Source organism: Pseudomonas brenneri (assembly GCF_007858285.1).
Classification (GTDB): domain Bacteria; phylum Pseudomonadota; class Gammaproteobacteria; order Pseudomonadales; family Pseudomonadaceae; genus Aquipseudomonas; species Aquipseudomonas brenneri.
The window spans coordinates 161,971-186,396 of the sequence record NZ_VFIL01000005.1; the positions used below are offsets into that span (position 1 = coordinate 161,971).

The 24,426-nt window shown below is 59.9% G+C and carries 21 protein-coding genes; 5 read left to right on the top strand and 16 right to left on the bottom strand.

Annotation, left to right across the window (positions count from 1 at the left end; all coding sequences use genetic code 11):
* Nucleotides 1-73: 73 nt before the first annotated feature.
* From FJD34_RS12485 to aceK, 7 genes are all read right to left on the bottom strand, one after another.
* On the bottom strand, nucleotides 74-1,198 hold the full coding sequence (locus FJD34_RS12485) for a GNAT family N-acetyltransferase (protein WP_032863480.1): 1,125 nt from the start codon (nucleotides 1,196-1,198) through the stop codon (nucleotides 74-76).
* Nucleotides 1,199-1,363: 165 nt separating this feature from the next.
* Nucleotides 1,364-2,698, bottom strand: a complete 1,335-nt coding sequence (locus tag FJD34_RS12490; RefSeq protein WP_032863481.1) for an OprO/OprP family phosphate-selective porin — start codon at nucleotides 2,696-2,698, stop codon at nucleotides 1,364-1,366.
* A 336-nt stretch (nucleotides 2,699-3,034) separates the two neighbouring features.
* Entirely contained in the window at nucleotides 3,035-3,268 is a 234-nt protein-coding gene (locus FJD34_RS12495) for an anti-sigma factor family protein (RefSeq protein WP_032863482.1), read from the bottom strand.
* Nucleotides 3,262-3,876 (bottom strand): RNA polymerase sigma factor, encoded by a 615-nt coding sequence (locus FJD34_RS12500; RefSeq protein WP_032863483.1) that lies wholly within the window; start codon nucleotides 3,874-3,876, stop codon nucleotides 3,262-3,264. The genes FJD34_RS12495 and FJD34_RS12500 overlap by 7 nt, the downstream gene beginning before the upstream one ends.
* A gap of 52 nt (nucleotides 3,877-3,928) precedes the next feature.
* Nucleotides 3,929-5,050 carry a beta-ketoacyl-ACP synthase III gene (locus FJD34_RS12505; protein WP_032863484.1) on the bottom strand — a complete coding sequence of 374 codons (1,122 nt, stop codon included), beginning with the start codon at nucleotides 5,048-5,050 and terminating at the stop codon, nucleotides 3,929-3,931.
* 226 nt (nucleotides 5,051-5,276) lie between these two features.
* Nucleotides 5,277-9,188, bottom strand: a complete 3,912-nt coding sequence (gene hrpA, locus FJD34_RS12510; protein WP_090290644.1) for an ATP-dependent RNA helicase HrpA — start codon at nucleotides 9,186-9,188, stop codon at nucleotides 5,277-5,279.
* A gap of 127 nt (nucleotides 9,189-9,315) precedes the next feature.
* Complete coding sequence (gene aceK / locus FJD34_RS12515) at nucleotides 9,316-11,043, bottom strand: bifunctional isocitrate dehydrogenase kinase/phosphatase (RefSeq protein ID WP_032863538.1); 1,728 nt, start codon at nucleotides 11,041-11,043, stop codon at nucleotides 9,316-9,318.
* Between the two features lie 235 nt (nucleotides 11,044-11,278).
* On the opposite strand from aceK, the gene FJD34_RS12520 reads away from it, so the two are divergent.
* On the top strand, nucleotides 11,279-12,175 hold the full coding sequence (locus tag FJD34_RS12520; RefSeq protein ID WP_032863486.1) for a DMT family transporter: 897 nt from the start codon (nucleotides 11,279-11,281) through the stop codon (nucleotides 12,173-12,175).
* Nucleotides 12,176-12,205: 30 nt separating this feature from the next.
* Here FJD34_RS12520 and FJD34_RS12525 read toward each other — a convergent pair whose 3' ends face one another.
* Entirely contained in the window at nucleotides 12,206-13,066 is an 861-nt protein-coding gene (locus FJD34_RS12525; RefSeq protein ID WP_032863487.1) for a DMT family transporter, read from the bottom strand.
* Between the two features lie 1,010 nt (nucleotides 13,067-14,076).
* Between FJD34_RS12525 and FJD34_RS28045 the strand changes: the two genes are divergently transcribed.
* Nucleotides 14,077-14,235: a hypothetical protein gene (locus FJD34_RS28045; protein ID WP_156356829.1), complete on the top strand. Its 159-nt coding sequence runs from the start codon at nucleotides 14,077-14,079 to the stop codon at nucleotides 14,233-14,235.
* A gap of 57 nt (nucleotides 14,236-14,292) precedes the next feature.
* Here the strand turns inward: FJD34_RS28045 and FJD34_RS12535 are convergent, their stop codons facing one another.
* The gene (locus FJD34_RS12535) at nucleotides 14,293-15,231 is read right to left on the bottom strand and encodes an aspartyl/asparaginyl beta-hydroxylase domain-containing protein (RefSeq protein WP_032863489.1); all 939 of its coding nucleotides are present in this window, start codon (nucleotides 15,229-15,231) and stop codon (nucleotides 14,293-14,295) included.
* 301 nt (nucleotides 15,232-15,532) lie between these two features.
* A complete protein-coding gene (gene cysK / locus FJD34_RS12540; protein ID WP_032863490.1) occupies nucleotides 15,533-16,507 on the bottom strand; it encodes a cysteine synthase A in 975 nt (324 codons plus the stop codon).
* Between the two features lie 253 nt (nucleotides 16,508-16,760).
* Here cysK and FJD34_RS12545 point away from each other — a divergent pair, with 253 nt between their 5' ends.
* Both FJD34_RS12545 and FJD34_RS12550 read left to right on the top strand, forming a co-directional pair.
* Nucleotides 16,761-17,606 carry an AAA family ATPase gene (locus tag FJD34_RS12545; protein WP_029292347.1) on the top strand — a complete coding sequence of 282 codons (846 nt, stop codon included), beginning with the start codon at nucleotides 16,761-16,763 and terminating at the stop codon, nucleotides 17,604-17,606.
* Between the two features lie 11 nt (nucleotides 17,607-17,617).
* Nucleotides 17,618-18,796 carry a vWA domain-containing protein gene (locus FJD34_RS12550; protein WP_090290643.1) on the top strand — a complete coding sequence of 393 codons (1,179 nt, stop codon included), beginning with the start codon at nucleotides 17,618-17,620 and terminating at the stop codon, nucleotides 18,794-18,796.
* 114 nt (nucleotides 18,797-18,910) lie between these two features.
* Here FJD34_RS12550 and FJD34_RS12555 read toward each other — a convergent pair whose 3' ends face one another.
* From FJD34_RS12555 to FJD34_RS12565, 3 genes are read right to left on the bottom strand one after another with little or no spacing between them, the layout of a single operon-like run.
* Nucleotides 18,911-19,825 (bottom strand): 5-oxoprolinase subunit C family protein, encoded by a 915-nt coding sequence (locus tag FJD34_RS12555; protein ID WP_090290642.1) that lies wholly within the window; start codon nucleotides 19,823-19,825, stop codon nucleotides 18,911-18,913.
* Entirely contained in the window at nucleotides 19,822-20,526 is a 705-nt protein-coding gene (locus tag FJD34_RS12560) for a 5-oxoprolinase subunit B family protein (protein ID WP_032863493.1), read from the bottom strand. Before FJD34_RS12560 ends, FJD34_RS12555 begins: the two co-directional genes overlap by 4 nt.
* Complete coding sequence (locus FJD34_RS12565) at nucleotides 20,523-21,266, bottom strand: 5-oxoprolinase subunit PxpA (protein WP_032863494.1); 744 nt, start codon at nucleotides 21,264-21,266, stop codon at nucleotides 20,523-20,525. The genes FJD34_RS12560 and FJD34_RS12565 overlap by 4 nt, the downstream gene beginning before the upstream one ends.
* A gap of 178 nt (nucleotides 21,267-21,444) precedes the next feature.
* Here FJD34_RS12565 and FJD34_RS12570 point away from each other — a divergent pair, with 178 nt between their 5' ends.
* A complete protein-coding gene (locus FJD34_RS12570; protein WP_032863495.1) occupies nucleotides 21,445-22,383 on the top strand; it encodes a LysR family transcriptional regulator in 939 nt (312 codons plus the stop codon).
* A 127-nt stretch (nucleotides 22,384-22,510) separates the two neighbouring features.
* On the opposite strand, the gene FJD34_RS12575 is transcribed toward FJD34_RS12570, so the two are convergent.
* The 3 genes from FJD34_RS12575 to FJD34_RS12585 are packed head-to-tail and all read right to left on the bottom strand — an operon-like array spanning nucleotide 22,511 to nucleotide 24,336.
* Nucleotides 22,511-23,053: a DUF2937 family protein gene (locus FJD34_RS12575; protein ID WP_065943475.1), complete on the bottom strand. Its 543-nt coding sequence runs from the start codon at nucleotides 23,051-23,053 to the stop codon at nucleotides 22,511-22,513.
* A gap of 11 nt (nucleotides 23,054-23,064) precedes the next feature.
* Entirely contained in the window at nucleotides 23,065-23,841 is a 777-nt protein-coding gene (locus FJD34_RS12580; protein ID WP_032863497.1) for a class II glutamine amidotransferase, read from the bottom strand.
* A gap of 30 nt (nucleotides 23,842-23,871) precedes the next feature.
* Nucleotides 23,872-24,336 carry an MFS transporter gene (locus tag FJD34_RS12585; RefSeq protein WP_223232741.1) on the bottom strand — a complete coding sequence of 155 codons (465 nt, stop codon included), beginning with the start codon at nucleotides 24,334-24,336 and terminating at the stop codon, nucleotides 23,872-23,874.
* Nucleotides 24,337-24,426 lie beyond the last annotated feature (90 nt).

Consider the following 24,426-nt stretch of genomic DNA (forward strand, 5'->3'; position numbering starts at 1 on the left):
ATAAACGCGGCGCCCTCAGGTTCTTCGCGAGCAAGCTCGCTCCTACAGGGGAACAGGTTGAATTCCCTGAGCGTTATTCCTGCCGATACGGCAACGCCGCACGCGCTTCTTCGGCATACGCCAGAATCCCCACGCGCTCGCGCTCCAGGAAGTCTGCCACGGCGGTTTTCAAGCCAGGATGGCGCAAGTAATGCCAGGAACGGGTAATCACCGGTTCAAACCCACGAATCAACTTATGCTCGCCCTGGGCACCGGCATCGAAACGTTGCAGCCCATTGGCAATCGCGTAATCCATGCCTTGATAGAAACAGGTTTCGAAATGCAATCGGTCGAACTCGCCCAGGCAACCCCAATAGCGCCCATATAGGCTATCGCCACCGACCAGGCTGAACGCCATGGCCACCGGCCGCGTCCCTTGCTTGGCCAGCACCACCCGGATCGCCTGCGGCATGCGTTCGGCCAATAGGCTGAAAAACGCCCGGCTCAGGTACGGCGACTGCCGACGCACGGCATAGGTGTTGGCGTAACAGGCGTAGACAAAATCCCACTGAGCCTCGCTCAACTCATGGCCTTGCAGCCACTCGAACTCGATCCCCTGCCCCGCCACTTGCTCGCGCTCCTTGCGCATCTGTTTGCGCTTGCGCGAACTCAAGGCATCGAGGAAGTCCTGGAAATCGCGATAGCCCCGGTTCTGCCAATGAAACTGGCAACCCAGGCGCGCAAGCCAACCGGGTTGCTGGCCCAGCGCGGCATCGGCCATGGCGTCAGTGAAGTTGATATGGGCGCTGGAAAGCCCTTCGATCTCCAGGTAGCCGGGCAGGCTCTTGAGCAGCTCAAAGCCGTCCGCGCCACTGGCCACCAACAGGCGCGGCCCGCTGACCGGGCTGAAGGGCACTGCAGTCAGCAGCTTGGGGTAATAATCGATACCCGCGCGTTCACAAGCATCCGCCCAGCCATGGTCGAACACGTATTCGCCATAGGAGTGCCATTTGCGGTAGCTGGGCAGCGCCGCGACCAGCCGTTCACCCTCGTAATGCAGCAAGTGTTCCGGCTGCCAGCCAGAGTGCCGGCCAAGGCTGGCACTGTCCTCCAGTGCACTGAGGAACCCATGGCGCAGAAACGGCTGATCCTCGGGGACCAACGCGTTCCACTCATCAGGCGCTATCTCGGACAGGCTATTCAAACGTTTCAACGGCATGCCATTCCCCGACGGTAAACGCTCGCTCACGATATTCGGGCCATTCTGACAGAACCCGCTGCCTGCGCGGGGAGCAAAAAAAAACCCCGCCAATCGGCGGGGTGAAAAAGAGGATCGCGCTTTAACGGATGAAGAAAGAGCGCGTTGGTGCGGTATTACCGTTGCTTAGAACACGTACTGCACACGGCCGACGATCGAATCACCGCTGTCATCGCCATTGGCGTTGGTGATCTTGTCGGTGCTGACCTTGCTGTAGTTCAGGGACAGCTTGACTGCTTCGTTGGCGTACCAGTTCACACCCAGGGTGTTCACGTTGGCCTTGGCGTCGCCGGTTTCACGGGTAGCGCTGCTGACGACGATGTTCTTGTCATCAACCTTGATGTTGTCGTAGCGGTAGAACACTTCCCAGGCGCCGTATTGCTTGTTCTCGGGCTTGATCGCGTCGAACTTGCCGCCATCGAGCTTGTAGGCACGGGATTCGCCGGTCAGGGTGTACGCCAACTGGCCGTAGAAGCCGCTGGTTTTCACGTCCTGGTAGGCGTTGCTGTCAGCTTTCATCTTGCGGCTCAGGGCTTCAGCCTGTACCGAGAATGGACCGCTGGCGAAGGCAAATTCACCACCGAACACGGTATCGGTGTCGTAGGCGCCCACTGCTGTCAGGTTGCTGGCGTTAAGGCCCACACCGCCGCCGAAGGTAGCGCGGTTGCCGTTGGTACCGGCATCGTTACCACCGGTGGTAGCCACGCCACGAGCGCCAAGACGCGGGCGGATGCGGGAGTCGAAGGCCGCGTCGTTCAAGTCACGCGCCGCTACGTTCAAGCCGAAGTGCAGGACGTTGCCGCCTTTGTTCATCGGTGCCAGCACGATACGGCCGTTGAATTGCTTCACGCCCTTGCCGTCTTCGTCGTTGATGTCCTTGGAGGCCAGGCTGGCGGAGCCGTAGAACAGATCAGCCGCAGTGCCGCTGACCTGGATGCCCATGCCGTTTTCGTGGGTGTTGACCCAGTCTGCAACCTCGTAGGCCGAGTTACGCTCCATGGCGGTGATCCACTTGGAGCTGGTGGCTTTTTCCAGGCCGAAATCCGGGTCAAAACGACCGACGCGGATGGTTACCGGCTTGAAGCCCACGTAGGACATGGACGCTTCGTCGAAGTAACCGTCGTCGGAGTTACCCGAGTTGTGGGAGAAGTCGTAGTTGAGCTGGTATTTGAAATCCTTGTAGACGGTGCCACCCAGTTCCAGGAAGGCGCGACGGAAATAAGCGGCGTCGCCCGAGTCACCGTTCTTGGTGTAGAAGCCGTCAAATGTGCCGTAATCGGCTTGCAAGCGACCACCCAGCTTGAAGCTGAAGTTCTGGTCGGTAGTAGCAACCTCAAGGCCGCCCTTGGTTTTGACAACGATATCGGCGCCGTCAGTAGTGACAGTACCAGCGAAAGCCTGGGCGGTAACGGCCAGGGCCAGGGCGCTGGCCGCGAAACCGGCGAAGTGCTTACGGATCATCGAAGAATTCCCCTAATTGGTGGTCTTTAGCGTTGGAAAACACACGGGTTCTGGCCCGCTGGTGTTGGGAGGGGATCTTGGCGAGGGGATATTTCAGACAAGTTGCCAGAAGATAAATATTTTATTACAGGGGAACTTTCTTACAACCAGGAGACATAAGCGCAACGCCATGGCCGGCGCGGGTTTGAGCTGGAAAAGTACGAAAAATGCCAGGTGAAAAAAAGGTGAAAAAAACTTACAAACCTGCAATGTTTTCCACCCAAAAGCGTTTCAGGGACGCAAAAAAGCCCGCGACGGGGACATCGCAGGCTTGGGGTGCTACGGACAGCTCAGGGATCAGGAGTTGCGTTTAAGCTCCGCGGCCAGGCGTTCGGCCAACGCTTGGGCATCGCTCACTTCTGGCTCAGGCAAGATGCGCAACGTAGCCTGCATCAGACGCATCTGGCGGATGAAACGCCGGCAATTGGCACAGAACAACAAGTGATGGCGCATAAGCAGGCGCTCACGAAAGGTCAGTTGCCCATCGAGAAAATCGCTGGAGCGCGCCACTTGTTCTTTGCAGGTCAACATTCGCCGGTTTCCTCGAAATGCTCCACCGTAGCGAAGACTTTAAGCCGCGCCCGATGCAGCAGTACTCGCACATTGGAGAGCGAGATCTCCAGAAGATTACAAATTTCCTCCAACTCCAGTCCCTGACGCTCGCGTAACAGCAGCACGCTGCTTTGCAGCTCGGAAAGACTCAGCAACGTGTGCTCCAGGCACTCGCGCAGCTCGTTTTCGGTCAACAGTGCTTCGGGCGTGTCTTCATGCCAGGCGAACGGCGCGACCAGCCAATGACCGTCACCGGCAGCAAAGCGCTCATCACCAATGGTCCCGTGGGGCGACGGCAGGTCGTCCAGCAGCACCTCTCGCCGGTTCTGCTTGTAGCGCCCCTTGGCCGAATTGGCGGTGATGGTCAGCAGCCAGGTCTTGAGGCTGGAGCGCCCCTCAAACCTGGCAAGGCTGCGCACCACTGAGAGCCAGGCGTCCTGGACCACTTCGTCGGCATGGCGCTGGCCAACGATAGCGTAGGCCACCGCACGCATCGCACTCTGATAGGTGGTGACCAATTCCTTGTAGGCCCGCTGTTCGCCCTTGAGCAGGCGTTCAAGCAGGTGCGCGTCGTCGGCTGCTGCCATTCAGAACCTCATTGTGCAGGATATGACCGCAATTGCCTGTAGGCGCTAGTTCCTAGCGCTTGCGCAGGATCACGCTACCAATCGAATACCCGGCGCCAAACGAGCTGAGTACCGCCAGCGCGCCCTTGGGCAGGTCGTCCTGATAGGTGTGGAACGCGATCACCGAACCCGCCGAACTGGTGTTGGCGTAGGTGTCGAGGATCACCGGTGCCTCTTCGATCTCGGCCTCACGGCCCAGCAATTTCTTGACGATCAGGTGGTTCATGCTCAGGTTGGCCTGGTGCAGCCAGAAGCGCTTCACGTCCGTGATGCTCAACTGGTTTTCAACCAGGTGCTGGCCGATCAGCTCGGCAACCATCGGGCAGACATCACGGAAGACTTTGCGGCCTTCTTGCACGAAAAGCTTGTCTGGTGCGCCAATCCCCTCTTCCGCCGCGCGGTTGAGAAAGCCGAAATTATTGCGGATGGTATTGGAGAATTTGGTCAGCAACTTGGTGCTGACGATGTCGAACTGATACTCGGACGTGGCCAGGTCGGCGCGCTCCAGAATCACTGCCGTGGCCGCATCGCCAAAGATGAAATGGCTGTCACGGTCACGGAAGTTCAGGTGGCCGGTGCAAATCTCCGGGTTGACCATCAGGATCGCCCGGGCCTGGCCCAGTTGGATGCTGTTGCAGGCGTTTTGGATGCCGAAAGTGGCCGAAGAACAGGCCACGTTCATGTCAAAACCGAACCCCTGGATGCCCAGGGCTTCCTGGACTTCGATGGCGATGGCCGGATAGGCCCGTTGCAGGTTGGAGCAGGCAACGATCACCCCGTCGATATCGGCGGCCGTCTTGCCGGCACGCTGCAAGGCTTGCTCGGCGGCGCCCACGGCCATCTGGCAGAGGATCGACCACTCGTCATTGGAGCGCTCGGGCAAGCGTGGGGTCATGCGCTTGGGGTCCAGGATGCCTTCCTTGTCCATGACAAAGCGGCTCTTGATACCCGAAGCCTTTTCGATAAAGGCGGCGCTGGATTCGGTCAACGCCTGAACGTCACCCTGCTCGATGGCCACGGCGTTGTCGGCATTGAACTGTTGAACGTAAGCATTGAAAGACTGCACCAGCTCTTCGTTGGAGATGCTGTTGGCCGGGGTATACAGGCCTGTGCCGCTGATGACGACGTTATGCACGGTCGTTCCTCTAAATCTGTTCAGGCAGAAGGGATTGGTACCGTCGTACCAAACCGTAAGTCGTTCTAGTCCGCCGTGCGGACATCAAACGGGGAAACGCTTTGTCCCGGCGCGTCGAGGCTGATACAGCCAATCTAGACGATCCTGGCATTTATAGCGGCGAAGTTTGCCATAAACCGGGGGGTTTGGCGCCTGTCACGCGCACACCTGCCCCCGGTATTGCAGGTCAAGGCTCGACCTGGCTCCACTGTTTGCTCAAGCGCTTGTCGGAAATCGGTACCTTGGTGCCCAACTGCTGGGCAAACAACGACACCCGGTATTCCTCCAGCCACCAGCGGTAGAGTTCCAGCTGCGGGTCGCGCTTGCCTTCCTGGGTGTGTTTGTTCAGGCGTGTCTGGTACTGGCTCCACAGGCCACTCAACTCGCCGCTCCAGACCCGGTCCTTCTGCACCTGGCTGGGCAGTTTCTCCAGGCGCAGCTCAATGGCCTTGAGATAGCGCGGCAGTTCCTTGAACCACTGCGCCGGGGTTTCGCGCACAAAACCCGGGTACACCAGATTGCTCAGTTGCTGCTTGATATCGTTGAGTGCCACGGCCTGGGCCAGGTCGATCTTGCCCTTGAAACGCTTTTGCAGGCCATGCCACAGCTTCAATACTTCCAGGGTCAAGCGCGCCAGGCGTTCGGCATGTTCGGTCCAACTGCCGCGTTTGCGCTCGGCCAGGGCTGCCAGGCCCGCGCCATCCCTGGGCAGGCTGGCCTCGCCCTCCAGCACACAGGTGTCGAGACTGGCCAGCAGGATGTCTTCCACCAGGGCGTCGATACGTCCCAGCTCGCGGTACATCAGCCCCAGCTCGGTCAGACCCGGCAGTTTGCCGCGCAGGAATTTTGCCGGCTCGGCCAATTGCTGCATCAACAAACGCTGCAAGGCTCGTCGATGCTGGAACTCGGCTTCGGCAGCAGTAGAGAAACGTCCTTCCTTGACCGTACCGTTTTCCTCCACCAATGCCGGATACACCGTCATCGACAACCCGGCAATCTTCTGCTGGGTGGTCTCGGCCACGGCGGCGAAGACCTTGGCCTCCACCGGCTGCTGGCTTTTGGCGGTCTGCGGCACCGCCAGGGCGGCCTGGCTGGCTTCGACAAAACGTGCGGTCAGCGCTGCCAGGTCGCGGCCCTCACCGAGGAACTCGCCCTGGGCGTCAACCACTTCAAGGTTCATCTTCAGGTGGTTTTCCACCTGCTGCGCGGCTTCGCTCCAGGCTTCATCGCTGACCCGCGCCCCGGTCATGCGCAGCAGTTCGCGCCCCAGGGCCTGGGGCAGCGAGCCCTGGGCAAATTCGATACGTTGCAGCGCAGCCTTGACGAAATCCGGCACCGGCACGAAGTTCTTGCGCAGGGCCTTGGGCAGGTTGCGCACCAGGGCAATGCACTTGGCCTCGATCAGCCCGGGCACCAGCCATTCCAGGCGCTCGGCGGGCAAGGCCGGCAACAGCGGCGCCGGCACGCGCAAGGTCACGCCGTCGCGAGGGTGGTTGGGTTCAAAGTGATAACTCAAGGCCAGGGCCAGGTCACCCAGGTGCAATGTATCCGGATAATGCGCAGCGGTGACTTCACTGGCCTCACGGGCCAGCACGTCTTCTTCGCGCATGATCAGCAGTTGCGGGTCTTTCTGGCTGGTGATCTTGTACCAACTGTCAAACGTCGCCGTCTGGTGGATCTCCGCTGGCAGGCGTGCGTCATAGAAGGCGTACAGGGTTTCTTCGTCGGCCAGGATATCGCGGCGCCGGGCCTTGGCTTCCAGTTCGTCCAATTGCTCCAGCAACTGCTGATTGGCCACCAGGCACTTGGCCCGGGACTGGATCTCGCCACGCACCAGGCCTTCACGAATAAACAGCTCGCGCGACACCACCGGGTCCACCGGCCCGTAATGCACTGGCCGGCGCCCCACCACAATCAGGCCAAACAGAGTGATCTGTTCAAAGGCCACGACCTGGCCGCGCTTCTTTTCCCAATGGGGTTCGAAGTGGTTTTTCTTGATCAAATGCCCGGCCAGCGGTTCTATCCAGTCGGCATCGATCTTGGCCACCATGCGCGCATACAACTTGGTGGTTTCCACCAGCTCGGCAGTCATCAGCCACTGCGGGCGCTTCTTGCCGATCCCCGATGACGGGTGGATCCAGAAACGCCGCTGACGAGCACCGAGATAGTCGCCGTCTTCGGTTTTCTGGCCGATCTGGCTCAGCAGGCCGGACAGCACCGCCTTGTGCAGTTTCGGGAAATCCGCCGGTTCCTTGTTGACTGTCAACTGCATGTCGCGGCAGATCAGGCTCAACTGGCGATGGGAGTCGCGCCACTCGCGCAGGCGCAGGTAGTTGAGGAAGTTCTTGCGACACCAGTTGCGCAACGGGCTGGCGGTCAACTCCTGGCGCTGCTCTTCAAAGCCGCGCCACAGGTTGACCAGCCCGGCGAAGTCCGAGTCCGGATCCTTCCATTGCGCGTGGGCCTGGTCGGCGGCCTGCTGGCGCTCCGGCGGACGCTCGCGCGGGTCCTGGATCGACATGGCACTGGCGACAATCAACACTTCCTGCAAACTGCCGAGCTTGGCCGCCTCCAGCAACATGCGGCCCATGCGCGGGTCCACTGGCAGACGCGCCAGTTGCCGACCCAGGGGCGTCAGCTGGCTGTTGCGGTCCACTGCCGAGAGTTCTTGCAGCAAGTTGAAGCCATCGCTGATGGCCTTGCCATCCGGCGGCTCGATAAACGGGAAGTCGGTGATTTCGCCCAGGCGCAGGTGCAGCATCTGCAAGATCACTGCCGCCAGGTTGGTGCGCAGGATCTCCGGATCGGTAAATTCCGGGCGCCCGATAAAATCTTCTTCACTGTACAGGCGCACGCAAATGCCCGGCTCGACCCGGCCGCAACGGCCTTTACGCTGGTTGGCGCTGGCCTGGGAAATCGCCTCGATCGGCAGGCGCTGGACCTTGGCGCGGTAGCTGTAGCGGCTGATGCGTGCGGTACCGCTATCGATCACGTAGCGGATGCCCGGCACCGTCAGCGAGGTCTCCGCAACGTTGGTCGCCAGCACCACGCGCCGCCCCGGATGGGACTGGAAAATGCGCTGCTGTTCGGCCGGCGACAGGCGCGCGTACAACGGCAGGATTTCCGTGTGCTTGAGCTGGGCCTTGCGCAGCATGTCGGCGGCATCGCGGATCTCGCGCTCACCAGGCAGGAACACCAGCACATCACCCGGGCTCTTGCGCTCGCTGCGTTCAAAAGCGGCGATTTCATCGAGGGTGGCGAGGATCGCCTGGTCCACGGTCAAGTCGTCTTCGACGCGGTTACCTTCCTCGTCCTGCTCCAGGGTCAGCGGGCGGTACCAGGTTTCCACCGGGAACGTACGCCCCGAGACCTCGACAATCGGCGCATCGTCGAAGTGCTTGGAAAAGCGCTCCAGGTCGATGGTGGCCGACGTGATGATGACTTTCAGGTCCGGACGACGTGGCAGCAGGGTTTTCAGGTAACCCAGCAAAAAGTCGATGTTCAGGCTGCGTTCGTGGGCCTCGTCGACGATGATCGTGTCGTAGCGTTCGAGGTAGCGATCATTCTGGGTCTCGGCCAGCAGGATGCCGTCGGTCATCAGCTTGATCAGGGTGTTGGAATCGCTCTGGTCCTCGAACCGCACCTGATAGCCGACCAGCGCGCCCAAAGGCGTCGCCAGTTCTTCGGCAACCCGGCTCGCCACACTGCGTGCCGCAATACGCCGGGGCTGGGTATGGCCGATCAAGCCGTACTGGCCGCGACCGATTTCCAGGCAGATCTTCGGCAACTGCGTGGTTTTACCCGAGCCGGTCTCGCCCGCAATGATCAGCACCTGATGCTTTTGCAGTGCCGCCTTGATTTCGTCGCGCTTGGCGGCGATGGGCAGGCTGTCGTCATAGCGAATCTGCGGCACGCTGGCACCACGCGCCGTCACCTGGGCACAGGACGCCTGCATACGCACCACCCATTGCGCCAGCTTCTCCTCATCGGGCTTCTTGCGCAGCTCAAGCAACTGTCGACGCAAGCGGTGGCGGTCAGCGAGCATGGCGTGATCGAGGTTTTTCAGGAGTTGGTCGATAGCGGGCGCTTGGTCAGTCATCAGGTACTTTGGAGGTCGTCTATTAATGCACGGCCGGCAATTGTGGCAGAAAAGCAGTGGCTAGCGGCAAGCTTCAAGCGGCAAGTAAGAGCCGTTGCGCGTTTACTTGCCGCTTGAAGCTTGCCGCTTATAGCTGCTCCTTCCTGCGATACGGGAATACATCAATCACCTTCCCCGCCCGAATCGCCTCTTGCAGGCCTTTCCAGTAGTCGGCGTTGTACAACTCGCCATGCAACTCATCAAACAAGCGTCGCTGCCCGGCATCGGCGAACAGGAACGGTGGGAACTCTTCGGGGAACACGTCCAGCGGGCCGATGGAGTACCAGGGCTCGGAGGCCATTTCATCCTCCGGGGTGCGCGGGGCCGGGATATGGCGGAAGTTGGCCTCGGTCAGAAAGCAGATCTCGTCATAGTCGTAGAACACCACGCGACCATGGCGGGTGACGCCAAAGTTTTTCAGCAGCATGTCGCCGGGAAAGATATTGGCCGCCGCCAGTTGCTTGATCGCCAGGCCGTAGTCTTCCAGGGCTTCGCGTACCTGGGCTTCGTTGGCGTTCTCCAGGTAGAGGTTGAGCGGGGTCATGCGCCGTTCGGTCCAGCAGTGGCGAATCAATACTGTGTCGCCTTCCACCTCGACCGTGCCAGCGGCCACTTCCAGCAACTCGGCCAGACATTCGGGCTCGAACTTGCTCAAGGGGAAACGGAAGTCGGCGAACTCCTGGGTGTCGGCCATGCGCCCGACCCGGTCGACACTTTTGACCAGGCGGTACTTCTCGATCACCGTGGCACGGTTGACGTTTTTCGACGGCGAGAAACGGTCCTTGATGATCTTGAACACGGTGTTGAACCCGGGCAGGGTGAACACGCTCATGACCATCCCGCGCACGCCCGGCGCCATGATGAACTGGTCGTCGGTGCTGGCCAGGTGGTTGATCAGCGCACGATAGAACTCCGACTTGCCGTGCTTGTAGAAGCCAATGGAGGTGTACAGCTCGGCGATGTGCTTGCCCGGCAGGATGCGCTTGAGAAAGCCGATGAACTCCGCTGGCACCGGCACATCCACCATGAAATAGGAACGGGTGAACGAGAAGATGATCGACACATCGGCTTCGTCGGTGATCAACGCGTCGATGCGAATGCCCTGGCCTTCGCGGTGCAGCAGCGGGATGACCAGCGGCCATTGTTCATCGCGGGTATAGAGGCGGCCCACCAGGTACGCGCCCTTGTTGCGATAGAGCACCGAGGAAAACAGTTCGACGTTGAGGTCCGGGTCCTTGCACACCCAATCCGGCAGGTTCTCGCGCAACTGCGCTTCGAGGCGCTGCAGGTCAGCGGGCAGGTCGGCGTAGGGCTCGCTGAAGCGGTAGTCGCTGAAAATCTGCTCCAGCATGCCCGCCAGTTGGCCCTGGGGCTTGTAGGTGCGGGTTTGCGCGGCGCGGGCCCGGCGCAGGCTGGGGCGGGTGGTGTGGATGAACATGCAGCCGTCGCTGATCAGGTCATGACTGAACAGCCCGCAAAAAATCGAGTTGTACCAGGTCTCGGACAGTTCATCGTCAAACCGCAGGTCGATCAGGCTGATATAGGCGCTCTTTACCAGGGGCCAGGACTGGATATCCAGCAGCGCCTCCTCGTCAAAGGTTGCCCGCAGGCGCGTGGTGACTTCACCGACCTTCTCTTCATACAGGTTGATCCGCGCCGCCGAGGCGGTTTGCGCCTCTTGCCACTGGGCCTTTTCAAAACGCTCGCGAGCGCCGTCGGTGATCTGGCGAAAGTGCTCGCGGTAATCGTCGAAGCCATCAAGGATCATCTGTGCGATGGACTGCGCGGTGTCGATGGCAGGCGTTTGCTGCGGCATGTCGGAGACCTCTGCGGGCATTCGGAAGACCTGAGATTAGCCAGTGTGCGCAAACAGGAGAAGTACAATTTTTGCAGGACGATGTGCCACGGATAAGGGCGACTCAAACAATTGTCGCGTCTGGCGGCAGACCTCTATGGCCTGGTGACGCGCTTTACTCTGTAGGAACAAGTAAAAGATTGTGTCGGACAGGTCCCTGGGCAACACTCTCGCCCTGATTAAAAAGGAGCTGTCTGTGAGACCTGTCGACACCCTGTACCTGCTGGTACTGGCCGCCATCTGGGGCGCGAGTTTTCTGTTCATGCGCATTATCGCCCCCGAGATCGGCACGATCCCTACAGCATTCTTCCGCGTGTCAATTGCCGCCGCCGGCTTGCTGGTGATCCTGGCCATGCTGCGGGTGCGCTGGGACTTCCAGGGCAAATTCAAGACGGTCCTGCTGCTGGGGGTGATCAACTCGGGGATTCCCGCGACCATGTATTCGGTGGCGGCCCAGGTATTACCCGCAGGTTATTCAGCGATTTTCAACGCGACGACGCCGTTGATGGGCGTATTGATTGGCGGGCTGTTTTTCCATGAGCGGCTGACGCTGTCGAAGATTGCCGGGGTAGGCCTGGGCCTGTTCGGCGTGGGCATCCTCACGCGGGCCGGGCCGGTGGCCTTTGACCTGGAACTGCTGATGGGCGCCCTCGCCTGCCTGCTGGCAACCACCTGCTATGGCTTCGCCGGTTTCCTGGCGCGGCGCTGGCTGGATCAACAGGGTGGCCTGGACAGCCGTCTTTCGGCATTGGGCAGCATGCTCGGCGCCACCTTGTTTCTATTACCGTGGTTTGGCTGGAGCGCCCTCAGTCATCCGCCCGCCAGTTGGGGCGGCTGGAATGTGTGGTTGTCGCTGCTCGGTTTGGGGCTGCTGTGTACGGCATTTGCCTACATCCTGTACTTCCGCCTGCTGACGGCCATCGGGCCGGTCAAGTCGATGACCGTCACCTTCATGATTCCGCCGTTTGGGGTGTTGTGGGGGGCGTTGCTGCTGGATGAGCCGTTGTCCATGGCCCATCTGTATGGCGGGCTGTTGATCGCGGGGGCGCTGTGGCTGGTGCTACGCCCTGGGAAACTGATCAAAACCGCATAGGAGCCGGCTTGCCGACTCCTACGCGGGGTATCAGGCTTTACGGAAGACGAACACCAGACCGATGATGATCAACCCCATCCCCATCACACTCAGCAACGCCAGCCGATTACCAAAGATCAGGTAATCCATCACGGCGGTGACGGCCGGCACCAGGTAGAACAAACTGGTGACATTCACCAGGTTGCCCCGTGCAATCAGGCGGTACAGCAACAGCGTCGCCAACAGTGACACCACCAGCCCCATCCACAGAACCGGCAAGTAGAAGCCGCTGTTGTGCTCGAAATGAAAAGGCTGGAACGGCACAAACACCGCACACAACAACAAACCCGCCAGGTATTGCACCGGCAAGGTGCCCAGTGGGTTATCGGTGATGCGCTTTTGCATGATCGAGCCCAGGGTCATGCTCGCCAACGCCAGCAAGCCGAAAAGCATCCCGGCCAGGGACATGCCGGCCAGACCGATGCCCTGGTACACCACCATGATCAGGCCCGCCAACCCCAGCGCCAGGCCGAACATCCGGCGCCATGAACGCTGGCGTTCCATCAGCACCACGGTGAGGATCGGTTGCACGCCCATGATGGTTGCCATCACGCCGGGGGTAACCTTCAGGTCCAGGGCCAGCAGATAAAAAATCTGATAGGCGCCCAACAACACCAACCCGGTGGCCGCCGCATACCACAGCGGTTTACCCGGGCGTGGCAACTTGAGCCTGAGGACCGGCACCAGCACCACCAGACCCGCCAGGGCAATGGCAAAGCGGATCAGCAGGAAAGCAAAGGGTGACGCATGGGCCAGGCCCAGCTTGGAAAAAATCGCCCCGCTGCTCCACAGCAGGACAAACAGGCTCGTCGAGGCCGCCGCGGCCACGGATTGTTTCGAAAGAACAGACATGATGAACACCTGTAGTCAGGCAAAAAGCCAACTCAGCCAAGGCTGAAATTCAGTAGGTTCGGTACAGGCGGGCAACGGGCAACAGCGATCTGCTGATCAGCCCGAAATGCCAACACCCGGCGGTGATACGACTGCGTACACCGGCGTGCTACTGACAGGTGGGGGGTAATGACTGATCTGCGCAGGCTGCTGGCTCCCACACGGCACGACCGCAGCGTTGACCGCTGAATCGACTACCGCTATGCGTTGGGAAGCAGGCATGGGCTGATCTTTTTTGAAGGGATTTAAAGGTGTCGTGAAACACCTGGCGTCGACTATAACCAGCCGGTGACACGCTTTGCAATGGCTTTGCCAAAAGGCCAGTAAGGACAGGCGGCTGATCAGTACCTAGGCTCGAAAAACCCACCCATTATTACTCAAGAGCATCGATACCACGACCACACACCTTTCTCAGGTATCAACTAAACAGATCCAAAACTAGGAACATTGCCAACGCAACACTTGCCCGGCTGCCGCCATCCACAAGGCAAACCAAGCACACAGGCATCGACCTACAGGGAGTCAGGCTCGAAGCCATCGATACGGCAGCACTGAACGCTTATCACACTTGGGAATCCAGCCACTTTTCATGGGATGACGTCGTACAGTGGAAAGCGAAAGAGCTGATGTATTTCGACTTAGCGATCTGGTTGGATCTTGAACTCTGCGGGTTGTGTTTCGCTAACCCGAACCACAGCCGTATGCGGATGCGAGTTGTACGACTGGAAGCAACGCCAGGAGGCACACATTCATTACGCGGGTACATCGCCCCTCTCGCGTTAATGGCCGTTGAACACTACGCGCAGATAGTCGGCAGCAAGACCATTGAAATACAGGAACCGATGCAGGGAGCGGTCCCTACCTACGAAAAGCTCGGTTTTGCATTCGATGCGTCGGGCAGGCTTGCAAAGGACATAACCTGAACCTAGCATCATGCAAATCGCTCAATTAATGATCACTTTGGAGACACCATGAAAGGTCTCATCAAAACCAAATCAGGCAAGAGCAAAAAAGCACACCGTGCCCCTGACCGGAACAACGGGCGACCTGCTGAAGTTGACCCGCGCATTATCCAGGCGCTACTTGAGGGCGTTGACGAGCCGCAAGGCGTGCTGGCAGGACGCATGTAATCCGGCACATAAAAAAACGCTCTGATAAAGAGCGTTTTTTTATTTCGGATGCCAGTATCAGCCAAACAACCAATAACCCAGCGCCACCAACACCACCACTGCCAGCACCGGCCGCATGACGCGATAGGCTTTGGGGTGCTTGCGCTTCCACTGCTTGACCACACCACTGAAACGATCGCTGAAGCCCTTGCTCCAGGCATAGGCCTGGTTGATCCCGCCCACACGCTCGTCATCCAGGTTCTGTGGTGCGGTTGCGCGGCCCAACTGGGCACTGACCCAACGGTTGATACGAGTCATCAACCGGTTGCTCAAAGGCCGCTCGATGTCACAGAACAGAATCACCCGGGTTTTCTCGGTTTCGTTCTTCACCCAGTGCACGTAGGTTTCGTCGAACATCACATCTTCACCATCGCGCCAGGCATAGATCTGGCCATCGACGAAAATGCGGCAGTCGTCGGAGTTGGGTGTCGACAACCCCAGGTGATAACGCAGGGACCCGGCAAACGGGTCGCGATGCGGGTTAAGGTGGCTGCCACCCGGCAACAGCGCAAACATAGCGCCCTTGACGTTGGGGATACTGCTGACCAGGGCCACGGTTTTCGGGCACAGCAACTCAGCCGATGGCAGCGGTTTGTCGTACCACTTGAGGTAGAAGCGCTTCCAGCCCTTCTTGAAGAACGAGCCAAAACCGGCGTCGTTGTTCTTCTCGGCGGCGCGGATATAGCCTTCGTCAAACAGATGCATGGCCTCGTCGCGGATCACTTCCCAGTTGTCCTTGAGCACATCCAGTTCCGGGAACTTGCTGCGGTCCAGGTAAGGCTTGGACGGCACGCCCGAGAAGATGTACATCAAGGCGTTATACGGGGCGAACAGCGCCGAATGGTTGACGAACTGGCGCAGCACCGGCAAACGCGCCTTGCCGCGCAGATGCACGTAAAGCGTACTGCCGATAAACAGCAGCAGCACCGACAGCTTGGCGGCCAAAGAAAAGGTCATGCAGCAACTCCTGGAAATAGCCTCCCGGCAGCGGGAAACCAGACATAGCAGCCGGCCATGATAAACATTCCAGGCCGGAGGAAAAACCCGCGATAGACAACAATCCGTTTTAAGGGGGGCGCGGCGAGTAATCAATTATGCATAAGGGGCTTAAAAACGGGCTGATTTGGATCAACCCGTTTTCTGTAGGAGCGAGCGTGTTTGCAAGGGGCATTCAGGCGAAGAATGAAAACGGTACGCGTGCCTTCTGATTAGACGCGGCGCCCTCAGGGTCTTCGCGAGCAAGCTCGCGCCTACAGGGTCAGGCCTGGGTTTCCTGATCGGTGAACAGATCGCTGAAGAGCATGCTCGACAGGTAACGCTCTCCGGAGTCCGGCAGGATCACCACGATGGTCTTGCCCTGCATTTCCGGTGTCTCGGCCAGGCGCACCGCTACTGCCATCGCCGCACCACAGGAAATCCCGCACAGGATGCCTTCTTCCTGCATCAACCGCAGGGCCATGGCCTTGGATTCATCGTCACTGACCAACTCCACCCGGTCGACCATCGACAGATCGAGGTTCTTCGGCACAAAACCCGCACCAATGCCCTGGATTTTGTGGGGGCTGGGCTTGATTTCCTCACCGGCCAGCGCCTGGGTAATCACCGGCGAGCTGATCGGCTCCACCGCCACCGAGAGGATCGGCTTGCCCGCCGTGTTCTTGATATAGCGCGAAACACCTGTGATGGTCCCCCCCGTGCCGACACCTGCTACCAGCACATCCACAGCGCCATCGGTGTCATTCCAGATTTCCGGGCCGGTGGTTTTTTCATGGATGGCCGGGTTGGCCGGGTTGTCGAACTGGGCCGGCATAAAGTAGGTCGCCGGGTCGCTGGCAAGGATTTCGCCGGCTTTCTCGATGGCGCCTTTCATGCCCTTGGCCGGCTCGGTCAGCACCAGTTCGGCCCCCAGTGCCTTGAGCACCTTGCGCCGTTCGATGCTCATGGACGCCGGCATGGTCAGCAGCAACTTGTAGCCACGGGCAGCGGCAACAAAGGCCAGGCCAATCCCGGTGTTGCCCGAAGTCGGCTCGACGATGGTCATGCCCGGCTTGAGTCGGCCGCTGCTTTCCGCGTCCCAGATCATGTTCGCGCCAATCCGGCATTTCACCGAATACCCAGGGTTACGCCCTTCGATCTTGGCCAGGATGGTCACGCCACGCGGCGCGATACGGTTGATCTGAACCAGGGGCGTGTTACCGATGGAGTGCGCGTTGTCTGCAAAAATGCGGCTCATGGCGGGGTCCTTTAGGCGGTGTTCAAGAAGGCAACAAGGGTATGCCTCGTACTCCAAGGCGTCCAGTCGAGGAACGTTGCCGGCTCCTGCGCAGTCAACCGCCTATACACTGGGAAGAAAAACCAATGCCGATTAACCCTGGCGTGACTGGTCATTCAGAGACTGAATAACCCGTCTGCGTTCACAGTCGCCGGGGCTGCGCGGTATAGTCGCAGCCATGCTGACTACCGGCGTCACGTTCGAGGATTGATAGATGAAGTTCGAAGGCACCCAGGCCTACGTTGCCACCGATGACCTGAAACTGGCCGTCAACGCCGCCATCACGCTGGAGCGCCCGCTGCTGGTCAAGGGCGAGCCGGGCACCGGCAAGACCATGCTCGCCGAGCAACTGGCCGAATCGTTCGGCGCACGCTTGATCACCTGGCACATCAAGTCCACCACCAAGGCGCATCAAGGCCTGTATGAATACGATGCGGTCAGCCGCCTGCGCGACTCGCAGTTGGGCGTGGACAAGGTCCATGACGTGCGCAACTACCTGAAGAAGGGCAAGCTGTGGGAGGCTTTCGAGTCCGAGGAGCGGGTGATCCTGCTGATCGACGAGATCGACAAGGCCGATATCGAGTTCCCCAACGACCTGTTGCAAGAACTCGACAAGATGGAGTTCTACGTCTACGAAATCGACGAGACCATCAAGGCCAAGAAACGCCCGATCATCATCATTACCTCCAACAACGAGAAAGAGCTGCCGGATGCGTTCCTGCGTCGCTGCTTCTTCCACTACATCGCCTTCCCCGACCGCACCACCCTGCAGAAAATCGTCGACGTGCATTACCCGGACATCAAGAAAGACCTGGTCAGCGAAGCGCTGGACGTGTTCTTCGACGTGCGCAAGGTGCCGGGCCTGAAGAAAAAACCCTCCACCTCCGAACTGGTGGACTGGCTCAAGCTGCTGATGGCCGACAATATCGGCGAAGCAGTGCTGCGCGAGCGTGATCCGACCAAGGCCATCCCGCCACTGGCCGGCGCCCTGGTGAAAAACGAGCAGGATGTGCAACTGCTTGAACGCCTGGCGTTCATGAGCCGTCGCGGCACTCGATAAGGGCTTCTGCCATGTTGCTCAACCTGTTCAATGAAATGCGTGCAGCCAAGGTACCGGTTTCGGTGCGTGAACTGCTGGACCTGATCAACGCCCTGAAACAGCGGGTGACCTTCGCCGACATGGACGAGTTTTACTACTTGTCCCGGGCGATCCTGGTGAAGGACGAGCGTCATTTCGACAAGTTCGACCGAGCCTTCGGCGCCTACTTCAATGGCCTGGAAAAACTCGACGATCACTTGCAGGCCCTGATTCCCGAAGACTGGCTGCGCAAGGAGTTCGAACGCTCACTGAGCGCTGAAGAACGCGCGCAGATCCAGTCCCTGGGCGGCCTGGACAAGCTGATCGAAGAGTTCAAGAAACGCCTGGAAGAACAAAAGGAACGCCACGCCGGCGGCAACAAGTGGATCGGCACCGGCGGCACCAGCCCGTTCGGTTCCGGCGGTTTCAACCCCGAGGGCATCCGCGTGGGCGATGCCGGCCAGCGCCAGGGCAAGGCGGTCAAGGTCTGGGACCAGCGCGAGTACAAGAACCTCGATGATTCGGTGGAGCTGGGCACACGCAATATCAAGGTCGCGCTGCGCCGCTTGCGCAAATTCGCGCGCCAGGGTGCGGCCGAAGAGTTGGATATCGACGGCACCATCGACCACACCGCCCGCGATGCCGGCCTGCTGAATATCCAGATGCGTCCGGAACGGCGCAACACGGTCAAGTTGCTGTTGCTGTTCGACATCGGCGGCTCGATGGATGCCCATGTGAAGATCTGCGAGGAACTGTTCTCGGCCTGCAAGACCGAGTTCAAGCACCTGGAGTACTTCTACTTCCACAACTTCATTTATGAATCGGTGTGGAAGAACAACATGCGCCGCACCTCCGAGCGCACCTCGACCCAGGATTTGCTGCACAAGTATGGCGCCGACTACAAGGTGATCTTCATCGGCGACGCGGCCATGGCCCCCTACGAAATCACCCAGGCCGGGGGCAGCGTGGAGCACTGGAACGAGGAGCCGGGGTATGTATGGATGCAGCGGTTCATGGAGAAGTACAAGAAGCTGATCTGGATTAACCCGTACCCGAAAGATACCTGGGGCTATACCTCGTCGACCAATATCGTGCGCGATTTGATCGAGGACCAGATGTATCCGCTGACCTTGCGGGGGCTTGAAGAGGGGATGCGTTTTCTCTCTAAATAGGCGGTGAATTCACTGACGCTATCGCAGGCAAGCCAGCTCCCACATGGAATGCATTCACATACTTTACTGTGTGAGCGCAGTTTAAATGTGGGAGCTGGCTTGCCTGCGATGCCTTTAGCGGTTCGTAAATCGCTGCAAATAGCTCAGATGCTCACGGTGCGCCGTCTCTTGCATCACCGGCGCCAACCGCACCTTCTCCCCCGGCAGGCATTGCGCCATGCGCGCCAATGACAACGGCGTCAACGCGCCCAATCGCGGGTAGCCGCCGATGGTCTGCCGGTCATTAAGCAAGACAATCGGCTGCCCATCGGGCGGCACCTGAATCGCGCCCAAGGGAATGCCTTCAGAGATCAACGACGGCCCCTGATACTGCAACGGTGTGCCCAGCAAGCGCATACCCATGCGGTCGGCACGGCTGTCCAGGGTCCATTCGGTATTGAACACATCGAACAGACTCTGGCCACTGAACTGGCCGATCTGTGCGCCAAGGATCACCTCCAGGGACGCCGCTGTGGGCAACCGCTCAACAGGCAACTCCCGTAAATGAGTGCCCGTGCCGGAATACACCAGGGATGCGCCTTCAGCCAGGGCGCGGCCAAAACCATCCAGCCCGCCCAAAGCTTCACGTGCGACGCTGGCACAACTGCCCAGCACCTTGGGTGCATCAAAACCACCTGGCGCCGCCAGGTAAGCCCGCGCTCCACTGTGGGGTTGGGTGAAACGCAAACGCTGGCCTTTTTGCAGAATGAAACTACGCCCAGGGCTGATGGCACGCTCATCGATGTACGCCCCCAGGTCAGCACCGGCCAGGGCCAGCACGCAATAGTCCTCGGCCAGTACGGTAAAACCGCCCAAGGTGATTTCCACCACCGGCACATCCAATGGATTGCCCAGCAGCCAATTGGCCCAGGACATCGACACCCAATCCAGCGCGCCACCCTGGGTCACGCCCAGATGCCGCACACCAAAGCGCCCGGCATCCTGCAACAGGCATAACGCGGTGCTGGCCTCGATCAACAAGCGGCTCATGCCTGGGCCTCCAAGGGCGTGTCATCGCCACCCAGGTTGATAAATTCAGCACGTCCAATGGCTTCGAAACGCACGCTGTCGCCCGGCTGCACCAAGCTGTAGCCATCGCGCTCACGGTCGAACAATTTGGCCGGGGTGCGGCCAATCAGGTTCCAGCCGCCAGGGGATTCCACCGGATAGGCTGCGGTCTGCCGCTCGGCGATGCCGACACTGCCTGGCGCCACCCGTTTGCGCGGGGTGCCTAGACGTGGCGCGGCAAGCTGTTCTTCCACCAGCCCCATAAAGGCAAAACCCGGGGCAAACCCGAGGGCGAAGACCTGGTATTGATGCTGGCTGTGGCGGCGGATCACCTCGTTGACCTCAAGCCCGCTACGCCGTGCGAGCAAGGCCAGTTCAGGGCCGACGCTCAGGTCGTACCACACCGGCAATACATGACACTGCCCACTACCCTGGGCCTGTGGCTGCAAGTCCGTCAGAGCCTGATCGATCAATTCACGGGCCTGTGTCGGACTCAACGCCAGCAGGTCGTAATGCACCATCAGGGTCGTGTAGGACGGCACCAAATCCACCAGCGCTGCGCCAAACCCTTCACGCAACCGACGCGTAGCGGCGAGCATCCAGGGCATGTTGTCTTCAGCGATCACCTCAAACAGGCGCACCATCAAACAATCGATGGCCACTACTTCAATCCGTGGCTTCATTGTGGCCTCAACGCCTGGCGAATACGCTGCACCGCCGCCACCGAGCTGGCGTTATCGCCATGCACGCAAAGGGTGTTGGCCTGCAACAGCAGCGGGCTGCCATCGCTGGCGACCAGGGTTTCGCCACGGGCAATGGTCAGGGCTTGCTGGAGGATGACCTGCGCATCGTGATGCACAGCTCCAGGCAACTGGCGCGAGACCAGATGCCCGGCATTGTCGTAGGCACGGTCGGCAAAGGCTTCGAACCACAGGGTCACGCCGTACTCATCACCCAGGGCCTGGGCAGCACGATTGTCACGGGTGGCCATCAGCATCAACGGCAGGCTGGCGTCGTACGCTGCCACGGCCTGGATCACCGCGCGCAATTGCGCAGGCTTGGCCATCATGTCGTTGTACATCGCGCCATGGGGTTTGACGTAGCTGACACGACCGCCCTGGGCCCGGCAAATACCGTCGAGGGCACCGATCTGGTAATGCAGCAGGTCCTGGAGTTCCTGGGGCGCATACGCCATGGAGCGGCGGCCAAAGCCTGCCAGGTCCTGATAGGCCGGGTGCGCACCGATTTGCACGCCATGCTGCAGTGCCAGGGCGACAGTCTTGCGCATGATGCTCGGATCGCCAGCATGGAAACCGCAGGCAATATTGGCGCAATCAATGAATGGCATGACTTCGGCATCCAGACCCATGGTCCAGGCGCCAAAGCTTTCGCCGATGTCGCAATTCAGTAGCAGGCGGCTCACGGTGAGGACTCCTGTAGGCTTTATTTTTTTGTAGTGTGGGATCTTTTACCAAGATCCCGCAATGATGTTGTCCTGAGCCCCGACGACGCTTATCGTGAGACAGCCCGATTTTTGGCGCGCAGCCCCTGTTGCGTCCAACTAATAAAAACCGATCCATGCATAAGAAAAAGTTGATCCCATGAATTTGAAGTTCCTCGAAACCTTCGTCTGGGTGGCCCGGCTCAAGAGCTTCCGGCTGACGGCAGAGAAGCTGTTCACCACCCAGGCCTCGATCTCCAGCCGCATTGCGGTGCTGGAAAGCGAGCTGGGGGTGAAGCTGTTCCTGCGTGACTCACGAGGTGTGAGCCTGACCCCGGACGGGGTGAAGGTGCTCGATTATGCCGAGCAGATGATGGTCACCATGCAGGGGCTCAAGCAGTCGCTGGAAACCACCAGCAGTAAGGTCGGACGGATCCGTATCGGCGCGATGGACACCGTGATCCACACCTGGCTCAGCCCGCTGGTGACCGAGTTGATGGACCATTTTCCGCTGGTGGAAATCGAACTGGTGGCCGATACCGCGCTGAACCTCTGCGATCAGTTGCAAAAAGGCTTTCTCGACCTGATCCTGCAAACCGACCTGCTGCGCCAGGAATCAGTGCGCAGCCTGGATCTGGCCAGCCACCCCATGGGCTGGATCGTCGCCAGCCATTCGATCTACAACCGTGACTACGCCTCCCTCGCCGAGCTGGCCCAGGAACGGATCATCACCTACTCGAAAAACTCTCATCCACACCAGGACGTATTGAGCCTGATGCAGGCCCATGGCGTAGCGGCACCGCGCATGAACTGTGTGAACTCGGTGTCGGCCATCACTCGCTTGCTGCGCGATGGTTTCGGTATTGGCGCGTTGCCACCGGTGCTGGTCAGCGAGGAATTGGCGCGCGGCGAGTTGATAGTGCTTCCCATGGCGCAGCGTTTGCCGAACCTGCAGGTGGTGGTGTCGTGGCGGGTGGGAGTGGAGTTGGTGGAGGAGATGGTTGCGTTGTGCCAGAGCGTCGTGGCGCGATATGCCGAGGAAGTGGGTGAAGAGCGCATGGTGCTCAGTCAACCACTCTCACTGAAGAAACCCGATTAAACCTGTGGGAGCGGGCTTGCTCGCGATAGCGGTGGATCAGTCAATGTATCCGGCGACTGAAATACCGCTATCGCTGGCAAGCCAGCTCCTACACAAGCCCAGCTCCACAGTTGGATTTTCGGCGTACTTAAAGGCCCTTGAGGTCCCGCTCTTCAATCGGCCGGCTCTGGCGCAAACGCTTGCCGCCCAGCACCACCCAGTCGATCAGGCGGAACAGGCATTCCAGGCCGAACGACAACAGCATCGCCCCGCCCAGGCCCCAGCCCATGGCTTCGGGGGTCAGGAGGATCTGGTAGCTGTAGCCATTCCAGGTCTCCTTGCGGATATCCGGGTCGGCGGCCACCGCCACCTGCAAGGCGCGGATGTACCACGGCCCCTGCATGGCCTGGAACTGCTTGTCCAATGCCACCTGGCGATCGAGCAAGCTGCCGAGGCTGTTGGCATCGCTGCGGAACACCGGATCCTCGCTGGCACGGTAATGCGCCACCAGGGCCTGTAAGTCGCCATTGAAGAACTGCTGAGCGGTGCTTTCAAAACCGCGCAGGCCGGTCTGGGCTTCGATCAAATGGGCTTCGACGCGCTTGGCGTAGTCGTTGATGAACCCCGGGACTTGCACCCCGACCAACAAGCCGATGGCAAACAACACCAGTCGCAGATAGCTGAGCAACATAGTCGACGTCCTTATTCGGTTGTGCCCTGGCTGACGCATTCGCCGCGCCGCCACAGGCTCCACTGGCCGGGCTCGTAGCGGGTCCAGGTCTCGTTTTCGGTCAAGGGTTCGGTGGCAATCACCGTCACCACATCGTTGGGAGTCGTTTCAGCCTGAAAATCGACGATCACGTCGACATCTTTCAGGCGCGCGGGGCCAAAAGGCGCACGACGGGTAATCTGTGCCAGTTTGGTCGAGCAGTAGCAAAACAGCCAATCACCATCACTGAGCAGGCAGTTGAACACGCCCTTGCTGCGGTATTCGGCACAGGCGGCGATCAGGTCAGGCAGCACCTGTTCGATATCCACCGGCTCGGGAAACGCCTCGCGGATACGGTTGAGCAGGTCGCAGAATGCCGCTTCGCTGTCGGTATCCCCCACCGGGCGGTAGAACGTGGCCTGGGGCGTGAAGTCTGCCAATTGGCCGTTATGCGCGAAACACCAGTTGCGCCCCCACAGCTCACGCACGAACGGATGGGTATTGGACAGGCTCACCTTGCCCACGTTGGCCTGGCGGATATGGCCAATCACCACTTCACTCTTGATCGGATAACGCTGCACCAGCAGCGCGACTTCCGACTCACTGCTGGCGGCCGGGTCCTGGAACAGCCGCAGGCCACGGCCCTCGTAGAAGGCAATGCCCCAGCCATCGCGATGCGGACCGGTGCGCCCACCACGCTGCATCAGCCCGGTGAAGCTGAACACGATATCGGTCGGTACGTTGGCACTCATGCCCAATAATTCACACATGCCAGGACTCTCGATGCAGGGCAGACAACGTTAAAGGCGCGGTTCGACCCGCATGCCACCGACAGGGGCCGGCGGACGGCCATAGGGCTCGTCGTCCTCAGGCTCGGCCGCGACCGCTGCCGCAGCGGCGGCCTTCTCTTCGCGACGGGCCTTGGCAGCACGCTCGATGGGCCAGCGAATCAGCACAAAGACCAGGTACAGGCCAAAGGCGATCATCGCGTACATGAGCAAATCGGAAATCGCCCGCCAGGCGTTATTACCCACTTTGAGCAGCAGATCCAGGGCGGTGATGGCCACGGCAGGGGCAAACTGCTCCTTGACCGGATCGACAATGGTCGGGCTCAACAGCAGCACCGCCATCAGCAACCGCAGCGGTTCGCGCAGCCAGCGCCAGATCCAGCGGGTCAGGCGAAACCACACCAACAGGCAGCCCAAAGCGGCGAAGGCGTAGAGGCCCCAAGCGGTCAGATAGTCGTTCTCGGTCATGGTGTCCATGGCAAGGTAGGCAAACAGGCCCGTATGATAACGGCTTTTCCGTGCCACGGCTGCAATGCCGTCGGCCCACTGCCAGACAGAGAGTGATCC